Consider the following 25149-nt stretch of genomic DNA (forward strand, 5'->3'; position numbering starts at 1 on the left):
TAGCGCGCCGCCCTGTCACGGCGGAGGTCGCGGGTTCAAGTCCCGTCGGGGTCGCTCTGGCCGCGTAAGTTCAGATGATTGTTCATCCGAAGACGCGGTCATTGCGTATCTAAAAGTAAATACGCAAGGCTCTGTAGCTCAGTTGGTAGAGCGTACGACTGAAAATCGTAAGGTCACCGGATCGACGCCGGTCGGAGCCACGAAATCCGCCTCCAGGCTTCTACAGTGGGGCGGGTTTTGTTTTTAAAAAAACTTTGCGGTTGCAGATACTGCAAGCCCGTCGAAAAGGCGGTATCTTGGGAATAAAACCCCGAGATGCCGCCTTTTTGTATACAGATTGTATATAGAGGGACCTGTCCTATAGTCACTGCAGAAAGCACCACCGCACCCATGACCGCTCAAAATTCAGCCGCGCAAAATTCAACTCACCCGCACCAAGAGGACTCGCCTCAGATTCCCTGGGCAAAAAATCCTGCCACCGGCGGTGCTCAGGCAGCAAGCAACCCCGCAGGCGGAATCCGCTTCGAAAATATTACCAAGAGCTACCCGAGCCGAACCGGTGAACCCACCACGGTGCTGCAGAACCTGAACCTGCACATCCCCGCCGGGCAGATTACCGTGTTCGTCGGCCCCTCCGGCTGCGGTAAAACCACTAGTCTGCGCATGATTAACCGCATGGTGGAGCCCAATAGCGGCACCATCACCATTGACGGCGTAAATGTGTACGAGAAGAACCCTTACGAGCTACGCCGCGGCATCGGCTACGTGATGCAGCAGGGCGGGCTCATGCCGCACCGCACCGTCGCGCAGAATATTGCCACCGTGCCGCGCCTGCTCGGTGCCTCCCGCAAGGAGGCGCAGGCTCGCGCGCTCGAACTGCTTGAAGTGGTCGGCATGGATTCCTCCTACGCCAAGCGCTACCCCGCCCAGCTCTCGGGTGGCCAGGTGCAGCGCGTCGGTGTGGCGCGTGCTCTCGCCGCCGATGCACCCGTCCTGCTGATGGACGAGCCGTTCTCCGCTGTGGACCCGGTGGTGCGCACCGACTTGCAACGCGAGCTGTTGCGCCTGCAGGCTCGCCTCGCCAAGACGATTGTGTTCGTCACCCACGATATCGACGAGGCGCTCCTGCTGGGAGATCGCATTGCCGTCTTTGCGGAGGGTGGTCGCCTCGCCCAGTTCGGCACTCCCGAAGAGATTCTGTACAGCCCTGCTGATGATTTTGTGCGCTCCTTCGTGAGCCGCTCCGTTGCCGGTCTGCTGGATGAACAGACGGTGCGCCAGGCACGTGCGCGCCGACTTGCAGACTTCCGAGAAGCACAGGATAGCGCGGTAGAAGGTGAGAAAAGCGAATGAGCCTTCTAGAAAATACTGTGCTCGCGGCACCACCTCTCGCCGCGCAGCCCCTACTGGCATCACCCCTGGCGGCAATCGATATGCACTGGGAGTGGGTCGCCACCAACAGCCAGCGCATCCTCGAGCTGACCCTCAGCCACCTCTACCAGGGCGTCGTGCCCGTTGCGATCGGCACCATCGTCGCGCTGCCGGTTGCCTACTACGCGAGCCGCCGCCGCGACCGCGGTTCCGAACGCCGCCTCGGTGCGCGAACCCTCATGCACCTCTCCTCGCTGCTGTACACCATCCCCTCCATTGCGCTGTTCGTGCTGATGCCGCTCATCCTGGGAACCTCGATTATTTCCCCGCTGAACGTGCTTGTCGCCCTGAGTGTCTACTCCTTCTCTCTGATGGTGCGCTCCGGCGTGGATGCCTTCGACTCCGTACCCGATAGCGTGCACGAATCCGCCCGCGCCCTCGGATACACGCCCCGACAGGCATTGATGGAGCTCTACCTGCCCCTCGCGGCGCCCGTCATTATGGCGGGAATCCGCGTGGCAACCGTCGCCAACATTGCGATGGTGTCCGTGGGCGCCCTCATCGGTGTGCCCTCGCTCGGCACGCTCTTCACCGACGGCCTCGCGCGCAATATCCCTTCGGAGATTCTCGCTGGCGTGGTTCTCAGCCTGCTGCTGGCGCTGGTCCTCGACCTGCTCCTTATCCTTCTGACCAGGGTCTTTACCCCCTGGCAAGCAGGAACGCCCATCCGCCACCGAAGCCCCGAGAGGAGGGCATAAACCGTGAACGTCGTAGAACGAACCCTCGCCTACCTCATGGACAGCGCCAACTGGCAGGGAAGCACCGGAATCCTCGTGCGCCTGCTCGAACACGTGGGCGTTACCGCCCTCGCCACCGCCTGCGCAGCACTCATCGTTGTGCCCCTCGGTCTCTGGGCTGGGCACCACCGCCCGGGTTACGGCACCAATCGTCGCCGCAGCAACCTGCTCATGAGCACCGTTGCCGCCACCCGCGCGCTGCCCGCGCTCGGTCTGCTCACTATCCTCGCGCTCTGGTTGGGCGTCTCGACCCTGCCCTCCCTCATCGTGCTCATTATTATTGCGGCTGCGCCCCTGCTTGCCGGAGTACTTGAAGGACTCGCCGCCGTACCCGAAGACCTGGTGGATGCGGCCCGCGCCCAAGGACTGACCGAATGGCAGATTCTGACTCGGCTTGAAATCCCGCTCGCCGCCAACATGATGCTCGGCGGGCTCCGCTCCGCACTCGTGCAGGTTATCGCAACCGCGACCATCGTCGCCTACCTCAGCGGCGGAACCCTCGGCAGGTACCTCTTTGACGGGCTTGCCGTGCGTGACTACCCGCGCATGCTCGTCGCAACCCTGCTCGTAGCGCTTCTCGCCTTCGCCGTGGATGCGTTCATGGGTCTTGTGCAGCGCGCGCTCACCCCCGCAGGGCTCACCATCAACCGGAAGAAGGCATGAACCCGATGAATCAGGCACCTAAAACCTTCTCGTGTCATACTGTCTCGCGTCGCACTGTACTCACCGCCGCCGGAGCACTCGGCATGGCGGGTATCCTCAGCGCCTGCGGGCTCAGCGGCGACAAAGTCTTCAGTGGCGAACACGAAGGAATCATCGTCGGCTCAGCAGCCTTCGCCGAATCCCAGATCCTCGCCGAAATCTACGCCGGAGCCCTCGCCCGGGCGGGATTCAATGCCCGCACCCAGCTGAGCATCGGCGCCCGCGAGGCATACCTGGGGGCACTCGCCTCCGGCGCGGTGGACGTTATCCCGGACTACTCCGGCAACCTGCTGCTCTACCTGGACCCGAAGGCAACCGCCTCGACCGCCGAGCAGATTCTGCAGGCGCTACCCGCCGCCCTTGGCACCCTTAAGACGGGCGACTCCGGGGCAGAAATTCGTGCCCTGAACGCCTCCGAAGCGGAGGATAAGGACAGCCTCGTCGTGACCGAGAAGACCGCGCGCACCTACAACCTGCGCACCCTGGAGGATCTGGCCGCCCACTGTACCAACCTGAAACTCGGCGCGGCCCCCGAGTTTGCCGAGCGCGCCTACGGCATCCCCGGTCTGAAGGAGAAGTACGGATGTGTTCCCGCCGAGTTCGTGCCCCTATCGGACGGTGGCGGTGCGCTGACCGTCAAGGCCCTACTCGATGACACCGTGCAGGTGGTTGACCTCTACTCGACCACCCCCGCGATTGAGCAGAATAAGCTGGTGGTGCTGGAGGATCCAAAGAACATGATTCTGGCTCAGCAGGTGCTGCCAATCATCAATACGTCGCGAGTTCCTGACTCCGCGGCGGAGGTTCTGAACCGTGTCTCGGCGAAGCTGACTACTGCCGATCTGCGTACCCTGAACGACCGCGTTTCAGGTACTTCTAAGCAGGAGCCCGCGCAGGCTGCGGCTACCTGGTTGGACGAGCACGGCTTCTAATATCCCACTGTACATTCCGCTATAGGAATGGGTGTAAACAAAACCGACCTGGGAATATTCTAGAAATAGAATATTCCCAGGTCGGTTTATATCATCCCGCCCCACAGGCTAGGGGAGAGCCGCAGAACCGCTTTTAGCCCTCAATCAACAGAGCCAGAGCCTCGTAGGGGCGCAGGCTCAGCGTCACCGTCTCAGCCGAATCAGATACAGCGGAATCTGCCGCAGTGGAATCCACCATAGAATTCTTGTAATTACACACCAGCACGCGACCAGAACGAACAAACTCAGCCGGAACCTCAACCTCGGTCGGCTCACCGTAGAAGTTCGTCAGCACCAGCAGACGCTGCGCCGGGCGGAGGTTCTCAGCACCAGCCTCGGCAGGAAGCTCGCGCAGGTACGCGAATACGCGCTCATGATCCAGCGCGTAGGGGGCGTACGAGCCGTACGCAATCACCGGGTACTGCTTACGCAGGGCAATCAGGTTGCGGTAGTAGGGCAGGATTACGCCGTCACGCTCCTCATCCTCCACCGAAATGCCGGCGCCGGTCGCCGCATCGCGCACCGGGGCGGGAGCCAGCCACGGCGAGTCCGAACCGAAGCCGGCGGTTGCCGCATCCGCGGTCCACTGCATCGGCACACGCGAATTATCGCGAGCCTTCGACGCCACAATCTCCAGTGCCTGCCGTTCGCTCAGTCCGCGCTCACGCAGCATCGCGTAGGCGTTGTGCGCCTCCACATCCACGTACTGCTCAATCGAGGAGTAGACCGGGTCAATCATGCCGATTTCCTCGCCCTGGTACACGTACGGGGTGCCGCGCAGCAGGTGAATCACGGTCGCCAGCATGGTCGCCGACTCGGCGCGGTAGCGCTCAACGTCACCAAAACGGTTCAGGGCGCGCGGCTGATCGTGGTTATTCCAGAACAGTGCGTTCCAGCCGCCGCCAGCCTGCATACCCAGCGCCCAATCGTTCAGAATCTGCTTCAACTCGGCAAAACGGAACGGCACCTTCGACCACTTCTCGCCGTTCTCGTAGTCCACCTTCAGGTGGTGGAAGCTGAACACCATATCCAGCTCGCCGTTTGCCGGGTTGGAGTAGCCCACGCAGTTTTCGATGCTGGTCGAGGACATTTCGCCCACGGTCACGGTGTCGTCATGCTGGCCGAAGGAGGCACGGTTTAGCTGCTGAATACGGGTGTGCACAATCGGGGTGTCGGTGTATTGTGCCTTGTCTACCGTGCCTTCGGGGGCGTCGAGCAGCTCTTCTCCCTTGCCGATGACGTTAATGACGTCGAAACGGAAGCCGCGCACACCCTTGTCGTACCAGAAGTTCACGACCTTAAACAGCTCGTCACGCACAACCGGGTTGTACCAGTTCAGGTCCGCCTGGGTGCGGTCGTACAGGTGCATGTATAACAGGGGAGTGCCGTGCTCATCCGTGTACTCACCGAAGCGGGACCAGCAGGGGCCGCCGAACTTCGACTCCCAGTTGGTCGGTTCGCGCAGCTGACCGTCCTCGGTGTATTTGCCGGGGCGAATGTAGAAGTAGTCCCAGTACTCGCGTTCACCGGCGAGGGCGCGCTGGAACCACTCGTGCTCGGTCGAAATATGGTTGAGGACCATATCGAACATGACGCCCACACCGTGCTCGGCGAGGGCGGCGATCATCTCTTCGACATCCTCCATGGTGCCCAGGTCGGGGTTAATGGCGTAGTAGTCGGAGATGTCGTAGCCGTTGTCGTTCTGCGGGGAGGCGAAGAACGGGTTGAACCACACCATGTCCACGCCCAGGGAGGCAATGTAGGGCACCTTCTCGATGACGCCGCGCAGGTCGCCGTAGGCGCCACCGGCGGAGGAGTAGAAGGACTTGGGGTACACCTGGTAGATGACGGAGGACGCGAAGTCCTTGCCGCCTGCCGGGGCAGCTGCCGATGCGACTGCCGGGGTGAGCGATGCGGTGGGTGCCTGTGTCATGGAAACCTTCTGAAACGTGAACTGGGTTCAGTGCCTGTGAAAGCGTGTATAAATCAGTGCGTTAGAAACGAACCGCGCCGGTGCTACGTATGGTGCTACGTATGCGCAGCGAGGCCCGTACGCGGCAGACACAGACGCCTGCCGCTTCCCGGTGCGTTCGCCGCTTGAATATCGCCGCCCGCAGCCTGGGCTCATTCCAGATTAGGGGGCATAATGGGGTGATGTCCCCCATCTACCCCAAAGGGGGCAATTCTGCCGCAGATCCGGCACAACTCCGTGGCCTCAGCCCTCCCACCGATAGGCGGTTGCAGGCTCGTGCGCGTTTCGATGCATGAAACCAAAGTGACCCTGAGCTGAAGAGCGTTGGACGCCGCGCGTAAAATCAGTACTTGCATCACTACGGAAGGTAAAACAATGCCAGAACTGCGTTCACGTACTTCAACTCACGGCCGTAACATGGCTGGTGCCCGCGCCCTGTGGCGTGCCACCGGCATGGGCGATGACGATTTCGGCAAGCCCATTATTGCTATCGCGAACTCCTTCACCCAGTTCGTGCCCGGCCACGTGCACCTGAAGAACATGGGTGAACTGGTCGCCGGCGCTATCCGTGAGGCTGGCGGCGTCGCCAAGGAATTTAACACCATCGCTGTTGATGACGGTATCGCGATGGGTCACGACGGTATGCTCTACTCGCTGCCTTCCCGCGACCTGATTGCTGACTCGGTCGAGTACATGGTTAACGCGCACCGTGCCGACGCGCTGGTCTGCATCTCTAACTGTGACAAGATTACCCCCGGTATGCTTCTGGCGGCTATGCGCCTGAACATCCCCACTATCTTTGTGTCCGGCGGTCCGATGGAGTCCGGCGAGGGCATTGAGGGTGTTGTCGAGCACCGCCTCGACCTGATTGACGCCATGGTGATGGCTGTTAACGACAGCGTCAGCGATGAGGCGCTCGCTCAGGTTGAGAAGAACGCCTGCCCGACCTGTGGTTCGTGCGCGGGTATGTTCACCGCAAACTCCATGAACTGCCTGAATGAGGCGATTGGCCTGGCACTGCCGGGTAACGGCACCACCTTGGCTACTCAGGTGGCTCGTAAGGAGCTGTTCCTGGACGCTGGCCGCCGCATCGTTGAGCTGGCTAAGCGCTACTACGAACAGGATGACGAGTCGGTTCTGCCCCGCTCCATTGCGACCAAGGAGGCGTTCGAGAACGCTATGGCGCTGGATGTGGCGATGGGCGGTTCGACCAACACCGTGCTGCACACCCTGGCGATTGCTCATGAGGCGGGCGCTGACTTCACCCTGAAGGATATTGACCGCATTTCGCGTCAGGTTCCCTGCCTGGCGAAGGTCGCCCCGAACTCCACTAAGTACCACATTGAGCATGTGCACCGTGCCGGCGGTATTCCCGCCCTGCTGGGTGAGCTGCACCGTGCCGGCCTGCTACACAAGAACGTTCATTCTGTTCACGCTGACTCGCTGGACGAGTGGCTGGACGAGTGGGACATCCGCAGCGGCAAGGCGAGCGAGAAGGCGAAGGACCTGTTCCTCGCGGCTCCCGGTGGTGTGCGCACCACCCATGCGTTCTCTACCGCTAACAAGTACGAGTCCCACGAGACTGACTCCGAGAACGGTTGCATCCGCGCCGTGGAGCACGCGTACACCAAGGACGGCGGCCTGGCGGTCCTGTACGGCAACATCGCCCAGGATGGCGCAATCATCAAGTCCGCTGGTATTGATGAGGAGCTGTTCCACTTCAAGGGTCGCGCTTTCGTGGTCGAGTCGCAGGACGAGGCTGTGTACGAGATTCTGTCGAAGAACGTGAAGGAAGGCGACGTTGTCGTCATCCAGTACGAGGGTCCGAAGGGTGGCCCCGGCATGCAGGAGATGCTGTACCCGACCTCCTACCTGAAGGGTCTGGGCCTCGGTAAGAAGTGTGCACTGATTACTGACGGTCGTTTCTCCGGCGGTACTTCGGGTATTTCGATTGGTCACGTCTCCCCGGAGGCGGCTGCTGGCGGCGCGATCGGCCTGGTGCAGACCGGTGACGAGATTGAGATTGACGTGAACAACCGCATCCTGCGTGTGAACGTTTCGGATGAGGAGCTGGCTGCTCGCCGCGAGGCGAAGGGCGCTGCACCGTGGCGTCCGACCAAGCCGCGTGAACGTCAGGTGTCGAACGCCCTGAAGGTGTACGGCATGCTGGCTGCTTCGGCTGATAAGGGTGGCGTGCGCATCCTGCCCGAGGACGCATAAACCCCTCACGTATTTTCTGAGAATTTAATATTCTTGCCCTGTGGGCTGGCGCCCCGTTCCGCGGTTTTTCTGCGGGACGGGGCGCTGTTCTTTATCCGCGTCTTTGCCTGCGTCTCTGTCTACTGTCGTGGGATACCCGGTGCGGCGTATTGCCTTGTCAGTGGTGTTGCAGTAGGGTGTAAGGAGGTATTTAGGTACCCGATTCACCGACTCAGCACAACCACTCAAACACAACGCAATTCGCAACCCTCACGAGGACGCATTCATGGTTACCCTGCCCGCGCGCGCACAGCGTGCCTTTACTCGTCGTGCCCTGACGGCTCTTGCCTGCATCGGTGCACTCGCTTTGAGTTCTTGCTCTGCTCAGCCGCAGGCTGATGATTCTGAGACCGCCCCGATGAAGGTGGCGACTTCTTCTGCGGCTGTTGACGCGAAGACCCTGTTCCACGCGGCGGACGGCTCCTGGAAGCCGAATACTGTGCAGATTTCTGCCGGTCTGGATTCCCCGGCGACCTACGACTCGGTAGCAACCCCCACGAACGAGCCGAGCACCGACGCCGAATACGAGGCAGCTTACGCCACCGCGAGCGGTTCCGCGAACACTATCGATGCGGGTACCCGCTGCGGCTTGACCAGCCAGCTGGGTGGTTCCGCCGGTATTTACGTGTATGACGGTTCGGATTGCGCGAAGGCTCAGGAGGCGGTGCGCCTCTTCAACAGCCGCAAGAACCAGGATGGCGCGGCGAGCGTTGAGTGGTACCAGTGCGCTACGAAGGTGCAGGGCCGCGACTACATTACGGGTGCCTGCTTCACTCAGGGTGGTAGTGTTGAGAAGCCTCGCCTGGCGCTGATTCCGGCGCAGACCCGCATGCTCTCGGGTGTGCTGACCTTCGCTGAAGCGTACGGCGGCGGCACGTTCGGTCAGGGCGATTCGGCAAAGACCGTTGAGGCGTTGCGTTTCACCAGCCCGGACTCTAAGGTTGCGTGCTCGGTGACCCCGTCGGGTGTGGATTGTCAGGCGCTGGTGGGCGTGACCCTGGAGGGCTGGGATGCCGCCTCCGGTAAGGCGCAGCAGCGTGTGCACATGGCGCAGGGCCAGGCGCCCGAGGTGAGCCTGGTCGGTCAGACCGCCACCCCGGAGCCGGTGAATACTGAGGGCATTACTGCGCTGCCTGCCGGTCAGGTGGTGACCGCGTACGGTTACACCTGCAAGTCGGTGAATACCGGTAAGGTGCATTGCGTGAGTGCGACGAATGGCTTCACCCTTGACTCGGTGGAGGTTGGCGTAGAGCGCCGATAGACAGGGCGCGCCGCTAGTGGCAGCGCTCGCCTCCAAGGCTGATATACGAATATACGAAGGTGCCCGGCACCCCTCACTTAGGGGGTGCCGGGCACCTCGGTCTTTAACGTCGTTTAGCGGAAGTTGACGATGCGAACGTCCAGCTCGGAGGAGAGCAGCGGCTCCCATGCGGCGACAGCCTTCTGGAAGTGTTCGGTGCCCATGTGCTTTTCGAGCAGTTCCTGGGATTCCCAACGCTCGATGAATGCGAAGTCGGTGTCGGAGACGGCACCGAAGTCGTAGCTGACGTTGCCTTCGTCCTGGCGGCTTGCGGTCACGAGCGGTTCGATGGTCTTGAGGAATTCTTCGACGTGCTCGGGCTTGACGGATACTCCGGCGTAAACACCAATCATGGGGCTCTCCTTGTGGGGTGGTGCGGCGGTTGCCGCGTCGTATATGACTCTTTTACCGTACACCTTTCCCTGCGCCTCGGTGAGGTATGCGTGGGGGTTTCTCGCGCTGTGTTGTGCGCTGTGTTCTGTGCTGGGTTTTGTGTTATGCCGGCGTGTGAGAGGAGCTGCGGTTATTCCATTCGCTAACTGTAAAAAAGGTGTTTTATATTTGCGTGCCCCTTTCTTTTCGACCTATAAAAGAATGAGGACGATACACCGCATGAATGGAAGGAGAAGCGGTATGGCACACATGGGGGGTGACACTCATGGGATTTTCACCGGCGCATATCAAACGATGCACCCTGACTTGGGAGGCTCCCGACTATAGCGCCTCGTACCCTGCCGGGTACACGAATCAGGGCGTTGCTGTGATTGCGGTGGCTCAGGAGCATCGTACGGCGCAGGGTTTTTGCTATTCAGCCTTGTCGACGGTGGTTTTTATTTCTAAGCAGGACGGCACCCGCACGGTGGTGAATGAGGAGCTGATGCTTTTCACTCACGTTCATTCCCTCATGGAGTGCTGCGATGAGGTGCATCCGCGTCTGCTGGGCCGTGCCGTGCTTTCTGCGTGGGATGTGGTTCCTGAGCAGTACCGTCAGAACCTGGTCACGATTGCTGCTGACCGTAAGAATTTGAAGCATCTTTTCCGTGATTGCGACCAGTTGAAGGGGATTATGGAGTACCGCGCCTTTGAGAAGGTGCTGGACCCGTACGATAACCATTCTTTGGGTGAAGTGCATGTGAAGCTTGCTGGCACGCCCGCGTATGAGCGGATGCAGGCTGAGGTGTGCGCGGCACGTACCGCTGTGGATGAGATGGTGGAGGAGGCACTGACCCCTCGTCCGCTGGATCAGCTGCAGGACTATAGCGTTTTCACGGATTGTTCGTTCCGTTCGACTCACAATAAGAAGTATCAGCGTGGCGGCCGTATGGGTATCGCCGGCGTGAGTGAGGACGGCTTCTATTTTCATGCCCACTATGATGGCGTGAACATTATGACCGGTGAGCTGTCTGCAATGTTGGCGGCTTATACGGTGTTCCATAGCGGTTCGCGCCGCCTGATTATTCATACGGATTCTTTGGGTGCGTTGACGTTTGTGTTGCGTTTGGCGCATAGCCGTTGGGCTTTTGAAGCCTGGGTTTCTGAGGGCATTCAGGATGAGCGTGTTGTGGCTCAGATGCGTGCTTTGACGGAGGCTATCCGCGAGAAGCGTGTGCTGGTGAAGCATGTTCCGGGCCATACGGGCCACGGTTTGCAGGAGAGTAGCGACTCTGTGTCGAAGATGCATCGCCATTTTCCGGGGCAGATTGTGGATAAGCGTCACCAGAGCGAGTTTAATCAGCGTTGCGAGTCGATTATTACTGCTTTGTCGGGTTGTGCGAAGGCTGTTCGCCTGCTTGCGCCGGAGTGGTTGCAGATTAAACCTTCTTCAATCCACACGGGAAACCGTTTATGGCGCTAAACTAGTCCAGGGTAGAAATGAACGCGCGATACATTCGCTGCATACGAAGGTATGCGATGTCGGAGGTGTCGCGTGTTTCTTTTTGCCCTTTTGCCTTCTCCGCATGCGCTTTTACGAGGCTCACCTGTAGCGCTGCTCTAGCTTGTAGCCCCGCGCATCCTGCAATGGTGCGTGGGAAAAGAATGCGGGGGAAACGAAAGCTCCCCCTGAGCGTCGAATCAATCGAACTCAGGGGGGGGGGAGCTTTTAGGTTATTTACCAGCGTGGGTGAACATAATCTTCACAATCGCAAGAACAATAACGGCGAGGGTGAGCCACACGGCGCTTCGGACAGTACGCCAGCAGATTGGCTCGCCGCGGTAGCGAGCAATCGCGAAGTTGAGGGTAAAAATACGCCACACCACGGTCACAAGACAGAGAATAATAGTGCAGTCAAAAATGATGTCGTAGGTGCCGCCGGGCGGTAGGAATGTCGCCAGAATCAGGAGCGCCACGGGGTACACGGTCGTACCCAGAATAGGGCTCGCGTTGCCCAGCGCGTGCTTGACGAAATCTCGCGGCGGGGTGCCGCCGTGCAGCACCCGGTACTCCTGCATTTCTGAGATGACGTGGGCAATGTAGGTGGTCAGACCGGTACCCGTAATGTAGAGGATTGCGGTGCCGTCAAAGATCGCGTTCGCGTCGTGAATGCTCAGCAGAGCCGCCAGCACCAAGAAATTACCGTAGGTGTACGCAGAGATACGGTGAGCAACGTCGTGCGCATCGAGTTCAGCGAATTTACGGCGTGCTTTACGGAATAGAAGGGGCATTCGATAGTCCTTTGGCGGGTGCGGGGATGAAAACTCAGACCCCCGAGTGTGTGACAAATAGCTTAGAGGAGCGATGACCACAGTCGGCAGAGGTTCTCCACCATCTTGATGCGGCGCGGGCGCTCCGCCCACTGGGTGTACAGCAGCTCGGTGCAGACCTGCTCGTATTCGGCGCATACTTCATCCAGCATCGCGACCATGCCGCGGTCAATGACGAACGTTGACACTTCCATGTTCAGTGAGAAGGAACGCGGGTCCATATTGGACGAGCCAATGAACGTAATTTCGTCGTCGACCATCATGAACTTGGAGTGCAACACGGTCGGGCTGGGGTACTGCAGAATACGCACACCCGCCTGCAGCAGCTGCTCGTAGTAGGAACGCTGCGCCATGTTCGGCAGGAACTGGTCGCCCTTCTCGCACACAATCACGGTGGTTTCAATACCGGAGTAGGCGGCGTTCGTGAGTGCCTGCAGTAGGGTCTCTTCGGGCACGAAGTAGGGCGAGCAGATGGTAATACGCCGCTCGGCGTTGTAGATCAGGTAGTTAATGAGGCGCAGGTTGTTTTCGGTTTCAAAACCGGGGCCGGAGGGCACAACCTGGGCGCGCATCCCATCCTTGTAGTAGGGGATATTGGTGTTAATTTCTGCCAGGATCAGCTGGTTCGTTTCGGAGTACCAGTCGGAGACGAAAACGGCGTTGAGCTCTTCAACGATGGGGCCGGTGCAGGAGAAGGTCAGGTCCTTCCACTCCAAGCCCTTCTTAATGTTTTCGGGCATGTCGTAGGAGCGGTGAATAGCGTTCTGCGAACCGGAGAACGCGACGCGTCCGTCCACGACGAGGACCTTGCGGTGGTTACGCAGGTCGGGTCGCTGCCACTTGAGTTTCCACGGTTTGAGCGGCAGCATGAGGCGCCACTGCATACCCGAGTCGTTGAGCATTTTCACGAGTTTCTTATAGGACGGGTATTTGCGGGAGCCGATGTGGTCGAGGAGTACGCGCACCTGTACACCGCGTTCGTGGGCTGCGAAGAGGGCGTCCCAGAGGACTGCGCTCGCCTCGTCGTAGGCGGTGATGTAGAACTCGAAGTGCACGTATTTGGTGGCGCGGTCGACTTCTTCCGCCATGGCGACCATTGCCTCGTGGTTGTCGGTGTGGAGGGTGAATTGGTTGCCGCCGACCAGGGGGAGTGAGCCCAGGGTGTAGTTGAGCTGGCTGGCTGCCTTTGCGGGGTCGGAGAGGTCGTCGGTGCGGGTGAGGAAGGGCTTGTTCTCGCTGACTTCGCGGATCAAGTCGTTCATGGCGTGTTGGCGTGCGCGGCGGTAGGCGGGCAGGCGCGAGGAGCCGAAGACGAGGAATGCGATGAACCCTACGAAGGGGATGAAGAAGATGGCCATGAGCCAGCCCAGGGCAACCACGGGTTTGCGGTTGTAGGGGAGCCAACAGAGGGCTGCGAGTCGGATGAGGATATCGGCGATGCCGAGTGCGAGGCGTAGCCAGTCTGGCAGGAAATCGAGATAGGCGGGGGCAAACAAGTTCATCCCTCTATTATGCCGATGTTTTGTGTGGGGCTGGAGCTTAGCTGGCTATGCTGTGGGCCTTAACGCCAAAAATGCACTTGAGCATTGTGTGCAGTGATGAAATAATTGCAGTTATGCAGAAAAAGGAACAGAGCCTTCGCGAACGCCGCCGCGAACAAACCTGGACGGCAATCCACGAAGCAGCCCTCAAACGCGTCCGCGAACACGGGATGCGCGGAACCACCGTTGAAGAAATCGCCCAGGAGGCGGGCGTCTCCCCGCGTACCTTCTTCAACTACTTCCCCTCTAAAGAGGATGCCGTCCTGGGTCTGCGCGAACCGGTGGTCAGCGAGGAAATCCTCGAAACAGACCGTGCCCACGAGGATGACAACACGATCATTCGTGTAACCCACCTTCTCTGGGAGGTCATTTTCCAGAGCTTCCACTACGCCAAGGGCAAGGACCCTCGAGCTCCCTATCAGGAGTTCCCCGAGTCCGCGAAACGAATGAAGATGCACTACATGAAGTGCGAACAGGTGCTCACCGAGTACCTGAACACCATCGACTGGGTGGCTTTTGATGCTGCTGGTCGCCGCGGCCCCTTCCCGCGCCGAAACCCGGCTGACCCGCTGACCGATCACTTCCGCGAGCGATCGCGCGCAAAGGTCCAGCTTGCCTCCGCGGTGCTTCGTCAGCTGGAGTTTGCCCGCGACCTGGAAGACAAAGAGGATATCGCCCGCCATATCCGCCAGACGGTGAAGACCTTCCAGTTCCTGCTTTTTGAGCAGAACCGACCGGCAATCTAGCGGCGGTTCACTGCTACAAATGACAAAAGCCCGCCGGAAACCGAATCGGAGGCCCCGAATCGAGGTAACCGAATCCAGAGCCCGGCGGATACTCACAACAGACATATATAGAACGTAACTAAGGATTAAACGATGAGTACAGAGGAAAAGAATCTACCTCAGCCGCCAGCCGGTGAGGCTAAGCAGGAAAGTAAAAACCGCATCCGCGCCATGTTCCTGGGCCTGGTCATTGTGATGCTCATGTCCTCGCTGAACCAGACGATTCTGGCGCCGTCGCTGCCCACGATCGTTGGTGAGCTTCACGGCGTGGAGCACATGAGCTGGGTGATTACCATTTTCATCCTGCTTTCGACGATTACGATGCCGGTCTACGGCAAGCTTTCTGACCAGTTCGGACGCAAGCCCTTCCTGATTTTTGCGATTGTTGCTTTCATGGCGGGTTCGATTGTTGGTGCGCTCGCTCAGGACATGAACTGGCTGATTTTTGCTCGTGCCCTGCAGGGTCTGGGCGGTGGCGGTCTGATGATTCTTTCTCAGGCTGTGATTGCTGACGTGATCCCTCCCCGCGACCGCGGCCGCTACATGGGTATTATCGGTGGCGTTTTTGCTTTCTCGTCGGTGGCTGGTCCGCTGATTGGTGGCTGGATTACTGAGGGTCCGGGTTGGCGTTGGGCGTTCTGGCTTAATCTGCCGTTGGCTATTCTGTCGATTCTTGCGGTGATTTTCTTGCTACCGCACCGCCCGTTCCGTGACCGTGAGAAGCACAGTATCGACTACCTTGGTTCGCTGATTCTGATGGCGGGTACGAGTGCGCTGGTGCTTGCCACGATTTGGGGTGGCAACCAGTACGAGTGGACCTCGCCCGAGATTATTGGTCTGCTGGTCTTCTCTGTGGTTGCTGCGCTGGTGTTTATCCCGGTGGAGAACCGTGCGGCTGAGCCGGTCATGCCCATGTACCTGTTCAAGAATCGTAACTTCCTGCTGACTCTGGGCGCTTCGCTGGCGCTGGGCGTGGCAATGTTCGGTGCGGTGGAGTACATCCCGACTTATCTGCAGATGGCGCTGGGTGTGAGCGCTACGGTGGCCGGTCTGCTGATGATCCCGATGATGGGCGTCATGCTGGTGGTGTCCATTGTGACGGGCCGCGTGGTGTCGAAGAGCGGTCGCTACAAGCGTTACGTGACGAGCGGTACCGCGATTGTGGCGCTGGGCCTGTTCCTGCTGTCGACCGTGACTATTGAGACTCCGACCTGGCTGTTCTGTGTGTACCTTGCGGTGATGGGTGCCGGTCTGGGTATGTCCATGCAGTTCTTGACTCTGATTGTTCAGAACGCGTTCCCGGTGAGCGTGGTTGGTACCGCGACGGCGTCGAATAACTTCTTCCGTCAGGTGGGTGCTACTGTGGGTGCCTCGCTGGTGGGTGGTCTGTTTACCTCGCGTCTGACGTCGCTGATTTCTGAGCGTATGCCGCAGCAGGCGCTGCAGTCTTCGGGTAGCCATGCGTCTTCGTCTCTGACTCCTGAGTTGGTGGCGTCTTTGCCGGAGCCGGTGCACGGCATCATTGTGAATGCGTATAACGATGCGTTGATTCCGCTGTTCCTGTACCTGGTGCCGCTGGGTCTGGTGTCTACGCTGCTTCTGTTCTTCATTCGTGAGGATGCGCTGGCGACGACCCTGGAGACTGAGCCGGCTGTTGATATTGCTCGTGCGGCGACTGGCGCGATTCCGGTGATTACTCCGGAGATGGCTGCTAAGGACGCGCAGGCTTTGAAGAGCATGCACGGCTCTGCTCGTGCTCGTATTGATGAGTCGTTGAGCTCGGAGGCTTCGCCGGATTCGGAGCCTAACGCTAAGAGCTAGGGTCTTAGCACTAGATGCGGAGGCGTTGCCTTCCTATATAAGCGGCGCCCCGGTGCGAGTCGTGTGCTCGTGCCGGGGCGCCGTTTTTGGCTGAGTTGCCTTAAATAGCGCGCTTAAGAGGTGTGCCTTAGTGCTTGGTTTAGGGGTTGGAAGTGTTGGTTTAGTCCCTTAAATAGTGGGTTTACGTGGTGTTTTGCCCCATTAAAGCGCTTATCGAAAAGGTTATTACGTCCCTATGTCGAGAGAATTGTTTCCGATGTAAAATTTTCGTAAAAATTGTTAATCCGCCCCTTTTCCCCGGTATTCCGGGGCATTTTTTTACCCAGCTCCCTTTTAGCTTGCATACAGGCTGTTCTAAGGGGTGAAAGTGCCCAATGTGGGTTTGGTGGAAGTGTTACAGGCTATATAAGATAAAGTACATATGCTCCTAGTGACAGTCATCACGAAGCAGTGCGCTAGGACAGCATGACACACATGCCTTAACACCGACATCTACACAAGGAGGGGAACCGTCCCATGTTTAGGTACATCCTCCAGCGATCGCTGACGTACCTCGTCATGGTCTTTATTACGACCACGATGGGTTACTTTGCAGCGGTTACTGCCCTGAAGCCTGCCCTCTTGGAGCAGGAAAAGGTTCCGAAGCCTAGCCCCGAGCAGGTGAACCGTAACTTCGCATCCCTGGGTCTCGATCCCGAAATGAACCCCTGGGACCGCTACGTTCAGTGGCTGACCAATGTGGTCACCAAGTTCGATTGGGGCCGTAGCCCCAACGGCGCGTACATTAACCAGGAATTTGGCCAGCGCGTGTGGGTTTCTACCCGCCTGCTGCTGGTGGCTACCATTCTCTCGATTGTGATTGGTATTGCCCTGGGTGTGTACTCGGCAGCTCGCCAGTACAAGTTCTCTGACCGTGTTATCACCGGTTACTCCTACCTGGTCTACATCATCCCCGCTCCCGTTGCTTACTTCGTGGTGCAGCAGGGCGCGACCACTATCAACAACATCGCCGTTGCTAATGGTGGAGAGAAGATTTTCTATGTGACCGGTATTTCGACTCCGGGTCTGACCGGATTCTGGGAAATCACCATGGATATGGCGGCGCACTACGTCGTGCCGACCTTCTGTATGACCATCTTCGGTTGGGCTGGTTACCAGATTGCACAGCGTCAGTACCTGCTCGATAACGTGAACGCTGACTTCGTGCGTACCGCTCGTGCTAAGGGCTTGACCCGTAACCAGGCGATTACTCGCCACGCACTGCGCGTCTCCTTCATCCCCGTGGCACAGTCCATCGCGTACCAGATTCCGATGATTTTTGCGGGTGCATTCTTCGCCGAGACCGTCTTTGCATGGCCCGGTATCGGTAAGTGGTCGATTGACTCCATTTCCGCGCAGGACGTGAACGCTGCGACCGTGACCCTCGCGTACGGTTCTGCACTGTTCGCTGTCGGTGCGATCATCGCTGATATCGCTACCACCATCGTCGACCCCCGAGTGAGGATCTCATGAGTCAGGTAACTGCAACTTCCTCCGTACCGGTGGTACAGGAGAACGGTGACTTCAAGGTCATCAACAAGAGCGTTATTATTCTGCGCCGCTTCCTGCGTAACAAGGCTGCAGTCTTCGGTCTGTGCGTGTTCATCGGCATGGGTCTGTTCGGTCTGTTCGGTAAGTACCTGACCAAGTACAAGCCCAACGACATTGACTACATGGCGCTGGGTGAAGGCCCCTCGGCCGAGCACTGGTTCGGTACCACCATCGCGGGTAATGACGTGTTCGCCATGATGTCTGAGGCCGTCTGGACCTCTCTCCAGATTGGTGTGGTCGTCGGTTTGGCCACTGTGTTCATCTCCGCAGTTTACGGTTGTGTGATGGCGTACTTCGGTGGCTGGATTGACAAGATTATGCTGTTCATCCTCGAGACCCTGATCATGGTTCCCTCGCTGCTGATTCTGGCAATTCTGATTAACGGTCAGGTTGGTAAGCAGATTCAGAAGAGCGTCCCCACCTGGGTTCTGCTCTCCGCTGTGCTGATTGCCTTCGGCTGGATGGGTAGCGCCCGTGTTATTCGTGCAATGGCGCAGTCCCTCATCAACCGCGACTTCGTGAAGGCTGCACGCTACATGGGTGTGCACCCCTTCAAGATTGTGATGCGCCACCTGGTTCCGAACATTGGCTCCCTGCTGGTTCTGAACTTCACCAGCGGCATCATGGGCGCTGTGCTCTCTGAGGTCGCTTACTCCTTCATCGGCATCGGTATTAAGTACCCCAACTACTCGCTGGGCTCGCTGATTTCGGATGCTTCGCAGCAGATTAACACCCTGCCGCACATGTTCTGGTTCCCGGTTCTGTTCTTCTTCCTGCTGGTTGGTCCGCTGGCCCTCATGAACGACGGTCTGCGTGACGCATTCGACCCGACTTCGATGTCGGTCGGTAAGATCAAGAAGTCCAAGAAGAACGAGAAGGCAGAGGCACCCGCTGCCGCTGCAAAGGAGGCGAAGAACTAATGAGTACCTCTCCCGTTCTGAGCGTTAAGGACCTCAACGTCCGCTTCAACACTGAGAATGGCGTCGTGCACGCTGTTCGCGGTGTGAACTTTGACCTGTACCCCGGTAAGACCCTGGGTATTGTGGGTGAGTCCGGTTCCGGTAAGTCCGTTGCTTCCATGGCGATCATGGGCCTGCACCCGACCACCGCTGACATCACCGGTTCGGTTAAGTACAACGGCACCGAGCTGCTGGGTCTGAGCGATAAGGAAATGTGCGCATACCGCGGCAAGGAAATCTCTATGATTTTCCAGGATCCGCTGTCCTCGCTGACCCCCGTGTACACCATTGGTGACCAGATTGCTGAGGTGCTCAAGGTCCACAACAAGGGCATGAGCAAGCAGGCTATCAAGGACCGTTCCATCGAACTGATGCGTATGGTGGGTATTCCTTCGCCGGCTGACCGCCTGCGTTCCTTCCCGCACGAGTTCTCCGGTGGTATGCGTCAGCGCATCATGATCGCTATGGCGATTGCGAATGACCCCCGCGTGCTCATCGCCGATGAGCCCACCACCGCACTGGATGTGACCATTCAGGCGCAGGTGTTGGAGGTTATGCAGAAGGCTCAGGAAGAGACCGGCGCAGCGACCATCATGATTACCCACGACCTCGGTGTTGTGGCTGGTATGGCTGACGACATTCTGGTGATGTACGCCGGTAAGCCGGTGGAGATTGCTAAGGCAGAAGACCTGTACAAGCATCCCTCCCACCCGTACACCATCGGTCTGCTGGGGGCGGTCCCGCGTGTGGACCGTTCCGAGAAGGTCTCCCTGGTACCCATCGAGGGTACCCCTCCGAACCTGATTAACCCGGTGACCGCGTGCTCCTTCCGCCCGCGTTGCCCCATCGCTAAAAGCGGTGGCCAGTGCTGCCAGGACTCCAACGGCGAGCCCGATCTGCAGCTGCTGGAAGGCGTTGGCGAGGGCCACTACTCCTCCTGCACCATCTCTCAGGAGCTGGTCGGTAAGACCGCTGACGAGCTGTACCCGGTTCCGGAACCCCCGGTATCGAAGTACGACGGTATTCCGCGTGAGGAGCGTGCCCCCGTTCTGGAGGTCCGCAACGTCAAGAAGCACTTCCCGCTCATGAAGGGTGCGCTGATTAAGCGCCGCGTGGGCACTGTGAAGGCTGTGAACGGCCTGTCCTTCGACATTCGCGAAGGCGAGTGCTTCTCTATCGTGGGCGAGTCCGGTTGTGGTAAGACCACCACCCTGCTGGAAATCATGGAGTTCAACAAGAACACCGACGGTGAGATTCTGATCAACGGAACCTCCACCAAGGACGGCAAGTCCGCAGGTGAGATTCTTGAGCTACGTAAGAACCAGCAGATGGTGTTCCAGGACCCCACCGGTGCTCTGGATCCGCGCTTCACCGTTTACGAGGTGCTTGCTGAGCCCCTGGAAAACCAGGGCATGAACAAGGCAGACATCAAGAAGCGCGTCATCGAACTGATGCACATTGTGGGTCTGCAGCCTGACCACGTGAACCGCTTCCCGAACCAGTTCTCTGGCGGTCAGCGTCAGCGTATCGGTATTGCTCGTGCGCTGGCTGTGAACCCCAAGCTCGTGGTTCTGGATGAGCCGGTGTCCGCACTGGACGTGTCCGTGCAGGCTGGCGTGATCAACCTGCTGGAGGAGCTGCGTGCAAACCTGGGTCTGAGCTACCTGATGGTTGCTCACGACCTCGCGGTGATTCGCCACGCGTCCGACCGCGTTGCAGTGATGTACCTGGGTCGTATTGTTGAGATTGGTGACGTCGACCAGGTGTTCGACAACCCGATTCACCCGTACACCCGTGCACTGCTCTCGGCAATTCCGGTTCCGGATCCCGAGGTTGAGGCAAAGCGCCACCGCATTATGCTTGAGGGCGACCTGCCCACTCCGGTGAACGCGCCTAAGGGCTGTGGCTTCTCGAGCCGCTGCCCGGTCTTCAAGCTCCTGCCTGAGGACAAGAAGCGTCGTTGCCTGGAGGAGATGCCGGAACTGACCCACGTTGAGGGTGAGGATCACGGTTATGCTTGCTACTTCCCGGAGGCTGAGGCCGCTACGGTGTAGCTCTAGAGTCGGCTGAATAAGTCGCATGTGTGCCGAGGGGCGAATATTCGTTGAATATTCGCCCCTCGGGTTTTTTATGCCCGGTATCGGCGGGCTTGTACGTTGTTCGAGATTGTCACCTAGTGAGACGCTGGGAGCCGCAGAATGTGGCGCTAGGCACTGAAACGCCCCAGGAAACAGGCAAAACCGCCCTGACTAGGTATAACCTTTCTCACCATTCAAGATATGAATATTTATGGGCGGGCTTTCCTGCGGGCTGTAAGCCATAATTAAGCCATGGGCGCGCCGCTAGGGGCGTACCCGAAGGAACACATTCATAGACCGGCACTAATTCATCGCTCACCGCACCCTTTGGGCGGCGCATGAGCAGGGAATCCTTGACGCTTTCCTGCGGGATTATTGAGGGTCAAACGTATAAGAGGACACTCTCATGGAGAAGAATTTCATCCTGAACCGTCGTACCGTTCTCGGTGGCGCTGCAGCACTGGGTACCGTGGGCGTACTGGCTGCGTGCGGCTCGTCCAAGGACTCCAAGGCAACCACCCAGGGCGCAACCGTGGGCACCGATGCAAAGGAGCTTTACGACCTTGGTGAGGCTGCTGTTTCTGAGCTGAAGGATGGCGGCACTCTGCGCCTGGCTATTCCCGGTATTGGTCCGGACTTCAACCTTTTCAGCGCGGACGGCAACTCCCTGTACACCCAGACTGCTATGAGCCCCGTGGCTTACGCAGGCCTGTGGCAGGGTGACCCCATGGGTAAGCGCACTCTGGCTCCCGATTTTGCGAAGAGCTTCGATGTCGCCGAAGAAAACGGTCTGCCCGTTGTCTCCATTGAGCTGAACCCCCAGGCTAAGTTCAACGACGGTACCCCCATCGACTACAAGGCTCTGCAGGCTACCTGGGAGGTCCTCAAGAGCACCGATGGCGGCTACAAGATTGGTACCAGCGGCATCTACAGCAGCATTGCTTCCGTGGAGCGCGACGGTGATGACTTCAAGGTGAAGGTAACTTTCTCCGCACCTTACTACCCGCTGGAGACCCTCTTCGCTGGCATTATGCACCCGGCTCTGCTGGACAAGGAACTCTTCAACACTGGTTTCGTGGACAAGCCGCACCCCGAGTACTGGGTTGGTCCCTTCACCATTGCCGAGGGTGGCTGGAACTCTACCGAAAAGACCCTGACCCTGACCCGCAATGAGAAGTGGTGGGGTGAGAAGCCCGTTCTGGAGCGTATCGTCTTCCGTCAGATGGATTCCGCTGCTGAGCGCGCAGCATTCAAGAACGATGAGCTTGATGCGATTGGTGCTACTACTGTTTCTGCATACAATGAGCTCAAGGAAGTTGCTAACACCGAGATTCGCCGAGGCGCTCGCCTGTTCTCCGGTGGCGTGACCATGAACCCCGCCCGCATGCAGGATGTTGCTCTGCGTCGTGCTGTGGTTGCTGGTCTGAACCGTGAGGCTCTCGCCAAGATTCGTTTCCAGGGCCTGGATTACAAAGAGAAGCTTCCCGGCTCGATGATTCACATGCCCTTCAACGAGTACTACCAGGACGTTTACCCGACTCCGAACAACGATGCTGCTGCAGCTGCCAAGATTCTGGAAGAGGCAGGTTACACCAAGAACGGCGAGTTCTACGAGAAGGACGGCAAGCAGGCTGCCTTCAAGTTCTCCATCTTCGGTGAGGACCCCACCTCCAAGGCTGTCGGTCAGACCCTGGTTCAGCAGCTGAAGTCTGCAGGCATTAATGCTGAGCTTGACTCCCGTGCTGTTAGCGAGTTTAACAAGACCATGGCCTCCAAGGATTACGACGCAACCTCTTCCGGTTTCGCTCCGAGCTCCCCGGATGCTACCGAGGCTACCGAGCAGTTCTACATGCGCCGTAAGCCCGAGGAAGCCGGTTCCGATGAGATCAATGAGATGATTGCAAAGATGAAGCTCATTGCTGACAACAAGGAACGCAACCTGGCTTGCAACGAGATTGAGAAGAAGCACCTGGCTGAGTTCGCAGTGCTGATTCCGCTCATCAACGGCCCCGAGTACAAGTTCGTGAAGAAGGGTCTGCACAACTACGGTGTGTCCCTCTTCCAGGGCACCGGCATTCACTGGGAGAAGGTTGGTTGGGCTAAGTAAGTCCTCTTCCCTTCACCTACTAGGTGATTAGCCTAGAGCTATTGAAAGTGTCCACCCGGATGATCCGGGTGGACACTTTTTGCATTTCTGGAGGGGGTGCTTTGGGTGCTTTTATGTACCGATGCGGGGGAGCGGAAGTATAGCTATCCGATAAAATCCGAAAAATTCGCACAAAAACAGCGTATGCATAGTATGAATATTCAAAAAGCACGATAAATATTAAGAAATATTGTGAAAATGCTTGGTTTTTGTCTCGGGTAGGCGTTACAGTGGAGTTATACAAAGTTATGCAGTGTCATGCATAAATAATCATCACTTCGGGAATACGGGGAATACCCGCCCGCTCACAACAGAAGGAAACAACTCCCATGACCGCCAACACCGCATACGCCGCGAGTAGCTACGAAGCGACCAAGAACAGCTTCAGCCGCCGCGCCCTTATTGGCGGCACCGCGGCTCTGGGAGCTGTCGGTCTGCTTAGCGCCTGCGGCAGCGGCAGCGCAAGCTCCGAAAAGACCAAGGGTGCAGGCGCCGGTGCCAACATTGAAGACCTGTACAACATCAACGCTCAGGACGTAAGCAGCCTCAAGAAGGGCGGCACCCTGCGCCTGCCCGCCGGTGCCATCGGCCCGAACTTCAACTTCCACACCCAGAGCGGTAACACCACCGATAACGTCAACGTTATGAGCACCATTAGCCAGGCGGGCCTGTGGAACCTCGACTTTGACGGTACCTATAAGCTGAACACCGACTTCGCTGTCTCCTTCGAGCACAGCAAGAAGGATGATAAGATTCAGGTTGCGATTAAGCTCAATCCCAAGGCTGTCTTCACTGATGGAACTCCCATCACCTACAAGGCGCTCCAGTCCACCTGGAACGTCTTCAAGAGCCTGGATAACGGTTACAACATCGTTGCTCCCGGTATCTACGAATTCGTTGAATCCGTCGAAAAGGGTGAAGATGACTACAGCGCAACCGTCACCTTCTCCAAGCCCTACTACCCGCTGCAGAGTCTCTTCTCCGTGATTCTGCACCCCGCTCTGGAAGACGTCGAGCTCTTCAATAACGGCTTTGTGGATGCGCCCCACCCCGAGTACTGGGCGGGCCCCTTCACTCTGGCTAACAAGGGTTGGGACTCCACCGCGAAGACCTTCAGCGTGGTACCCAACGAGAAGTGGTGGGGCACCAAGCCTCTGCTGGACAAGATTGTCTTTACTCAGATGGAGTCCAGCGCTTCGCGTGCAGCCTTCAAGAATGACGAGATTGACGCTATTGGTGCGAACACCTCCTCTATTTACGCCGAGGTGAAGAATGTGGCAGGTACCGAACTGCGTAAGGGTACCCGCCTCTATGCCGGTGGTCTGGATATTAACCCCCGCCGCGTGAAGGATGCCGCCCTGCGTAAGGCAATCTTTGCCGGCACCAACCGTGAATCGCTTGCGAAGATTCAGTTCCAGGGCCTGCCCTACGAGGAAACCATCCCCGGTTCGATGATTCACATGCCCTTCTCGCCCTACTACCAGGACTCCTACCCGACCCCGAATAATAGTGTTTCGGAGGCTCAGAAGATCCTGGAAGCTGCCGGCTACACCAAGAACGGCGACTACTACGAGAAGGACGGCGCGAAGGCTGGCTGTGCAGTGGTGGTCTTCGGTGATGACCCGACCACCAAGGGTAAGGCTCAGACCTTCACTCAGCAGATGAAGGATGTCGGCATCGAAATCCGGATTGACCAGCACGCTGATAGCGAGTTCGCTACCGTTCTGGGTAACTGGGACTACGATATTTCCTTCAGTGGCTACTCGGTCTCTAGCCCGGATGCCACCGAGGGTACCAAGCAGTTCTACTACTCCGAGAACAGCGAGGGTATCGGTAGCAAGAAAATTGACGACCTGATCGACGCCATGACTCTCATGGAAGACGATAAGGAACGTAACCTCGCCTGCAACGAGATTGAGAAGAAGCACATGGCCGAGTTTGCTTTCCTGGGTACCATTACGAACGGTCCTGACTTCGTGATGGTCAAGAAGACTCTGGCTAACTATGGTCCGAGCCTCTACAAGACTACGGACTGGACCGCCGTGGGTTGGATGAACTCCTAATCGGTTCTGCCCTATGAGCGGGTCGAATGCGTATGCGCGCATTCGGCCCGCTTTGTTGTGCCCGCTGGCTATTTTGGGAGGCGGGGGAGGG

General features: G+C 58.3%; 18 protein-coding genes and 1 tRNA gene. 15 read left to right on the top strand and 4 right to left on the bottom strand.

The genetic code is table 11. The annotated features are described in order from the left end of the window. Positions 1-127: 127 nt before the first annotated feature. The 5 genes from RWL87_RS06680 (at position 128) to RWL87_RS06700 (ending at position 3802) form a co-directional block, all read left to right on the top strand. A tRNA-Phe gene (locus tag RWL87_RS06680) sits at positions 128-200 on the top strand. A 190-nt stretch (positions 201-390) separates the two neighbouring features. After that, positions 391-1353, top strand: a complete 963-nt coding sequence (locus RWL87_RS06685; protein ID WP_313969335.1) for an ATP-binding cassette domain-containing protein — start codon at positions 391-393, stop codon at positions 1351-1353. Beyond that, entirely contained in the window at positions 1350-2129 is a 780-nt protein-coding gene (locus RWL87_RS06690; protein ID WP_313969336.1) for an ABC transporter permease, read from the top strand. Before RWL87_RS06685 ends, RWL87_RS06690 begins: the two co-directional genes overlap by 4 nt. 3 nt (positions 2130-2132) lie before the next feature. Continuing rightward, a complete protein-coding gene (locus tag RWL87_RS06695; RefSeq protein WP_313969337.1) occupies positions 2133-2831 on the top strand; it encodes an ABC transporter permease subunit in 699 nt (232 codons plus the stop codon). A gap of 5 nt (positions 2832-2836) precedes the next feature. Beyond that, complete coding sequence (locus tag RWL87_RS06700; protein ID WP_313969378.1) at positions 2837-3802, top strand: ABC transporter substrate-binding protein; 966 nt, start codon at positions 2837-2839, stop codon at positions 3800-3802. Positions 3803-3935: 133 nt separating this feature from the next. Here RWL87_RS06700 and RWL87_RS06705 read toward each other — a convergent pair whose 3' ends face one another. Next, entirely contained in the window at positions 3936-5774 is a 1839-nt protein-coding gene (locus tag RWL87_RS06705; RefSeq protein WP_313969338.1) for an alpha,alpha-phosphotrehalase, read from the bottom strand. Positions 5775-6188: 414 nt separating this feature from the next. On the opposite strand from RWL87_RS06705, the gene ilvD reads away from it, so the two are divergent. Continuing rightward, positions 6189-8033 carry a dihydroxy-acid dehydratase gene (ilvD, locus tag RWL87_RS06710; protein ID WP_313969339.1) on the top strand — a complete coding sequence of 615 codons (1845 nt, stop codon included), beginning with the start codon at positions 6189-6191 and terminating at the stop codon, positions 8031-8033. 265 nt (positions 8034-8298) lie between these two features. Then, positions 8299-9333, top strand: a complete 1035-nt coding sequence (locus tag RWL87_RS06715) for a 2-oxoglutarate dehydrogenase (protein ID WP_313969340.1) — start codon at positions 8299-8301, stop codon at positions 9331-9333. A gap of 113 nt (positions 9334-9446) precedes the next feature. On the opposite strand, the gene RWL87_RS06720 is transcribed toward RWL87_RS06715, so the two are convergent. Continuing rightward, a complete protein-coding gene (locus tag RWL87_RS06720) occupies positions 9447-9725 on the bottom strand; it encodes a putative quinol monooxygenase (RefSeq protein ID WP_044150828.1) in 279 nt (92 codons plus the stop codon). A 305-nt stretch (positions 9726-10030) separates the two neighbouring features. On the opposite strand from RWL87_RS06720, the gene RWL87_RS06725 reads away from it, so the two are divergent. Continuing rightward, on the top strand, positions 10031-11227 hold the full coding sequence (locus RWL87_RS06725; protein ID WP_005507228.1) for an RNase H family protein: 1197 nt from the start codon (positions 10031-10033) through the stop codon (positions 11225-11227). A 251-nt stretch (positions 11228-11478) separates the two neighbouring features. Here the strand turns inward: RWL87_RS06725 and RWL87_RS06730 are convergent, their stop codons facing one another. Together RWL87_RS06730 and cls are read right to left on the bottom strand one after the other, a co-directional pair. Further along, positions 11479-12036, bottom strand: coding sequence for a hypothetical protein (locus RWL87_RS06730; RefSeq protein ID WP_005507226.1), 558 nt, complete (start codon positions 12034-12036; stop codon positions 11479-11481). A 62-nt stretch (positions 12037-12098) separates the two neighbouring features. After that, positions 12099-13577 (bottom strand): cardiolipin synthase, encoded by a 1479-nt coding sequence (gene cls, locus RWL87_RS06735; RefSeq protein WP_049340251.1) that lies wholly within the window; start codon positions 13575-13577, stop codon positions 12099-12101. Positions 13578-13690: 113 nt separating this feature from the next. Between cls and RWL87_RS06740 the strand changes: the two genes are divergently transcribed. From RWL87_RS06740 to RWL87_RS06770, 7 genes are all read left to right on the top strand, one after another. Beyond that, complete coding sequence (locus RWL87_RS06740; RefSeq protein ID WP_230457276.1) at positions 13691-14362, top strand: TetR/AcrR family transcriptional regulator; 672 nt, start codon at positions 13691-13693, stop codon at positions 14360-14362. A gap of 132 nt (positions 14363-14494) precedes the next feature. After that, complete coding sequence (locus tag RWL87_RS06745) at positions 14495-16222, top strand: MDR family MFS transporter (RefSeq protein ID WP_070541820.1); 1728 nt, start codon at positions 14495-14497, stop codon at positions 16220-16222. A 516-nt stretch (positions 16223-16738) separates the two neighbouring features. Further along, entirely contained in the window at positions 16739-17734 is a 996-nt protein-coding gene (locus RWL87_RS06750) for an ABC transporter permease (protein ID WP_005507218.1), read from the top strand. Next, a complete protein-coding gene (locus RWL87_RS06755; RefSeq protein ID WP_005507216.1) occupies positions 17731-18732 on the top strand; it encodes an ABC transporter permease in 1002 nt (333 codons plus the stop codon). The genes RWL87_RS06750 and RWL87_RS06755 overlap by 4 nt, the downstream gene beginning before the upstream one ends. Beyond that, the gene (locus RWL87_RS06760) at positions 18732-20825 is read left to right on the top strand and encodes an ABC transporter ATP-binding protein (protein WP_049361847.1); all 2094 of its coding nucleotides are present in this window, start codon (positions 18732-18734) and stop codon (positions 20823-20825) included. Before RWL87_RS06755 ends, RWL87_RS06760 begins: the two co-directional genes overlap by 1 nt. A gap of 430 nt (positions 20826-21255) precedes the next feature. Next, the gene (locus tag RWL87_RS06765) at positions 21256-22956 is read left to right on the top strand and encodes an ABC transporter family substrate-binding protein (RefSeq protein ID WP_070833343.1); all 1701 of its coding nucleotides are present in this window, start codon (positions 21256-21258) and stop codon (positions 22954-22956) included. Positions 22957-23324: 368 nt separating this feature from the next. Continuing rightward, on the top strand, positions 23325-25058 hold the full coding sequence (locus RWL87_RS06770; protein ID WP_313969341.1) for an ABC transporter family substrate-binding protein: 1734 nt from the start codon (positions 23325-23327) through the stop codon (positions 25056-25058). The last annotated feature ends 91 nt before the right edge of the window (positions 25059-25149 follow it).

Source organism: uncultured Rothia sp., from assembly GCF_963555405.1.
Lineage (GTDB): Bacteria > Actinomycetota > Actinomycetes > Actinomycetales > Micrococcaceae > Rothia.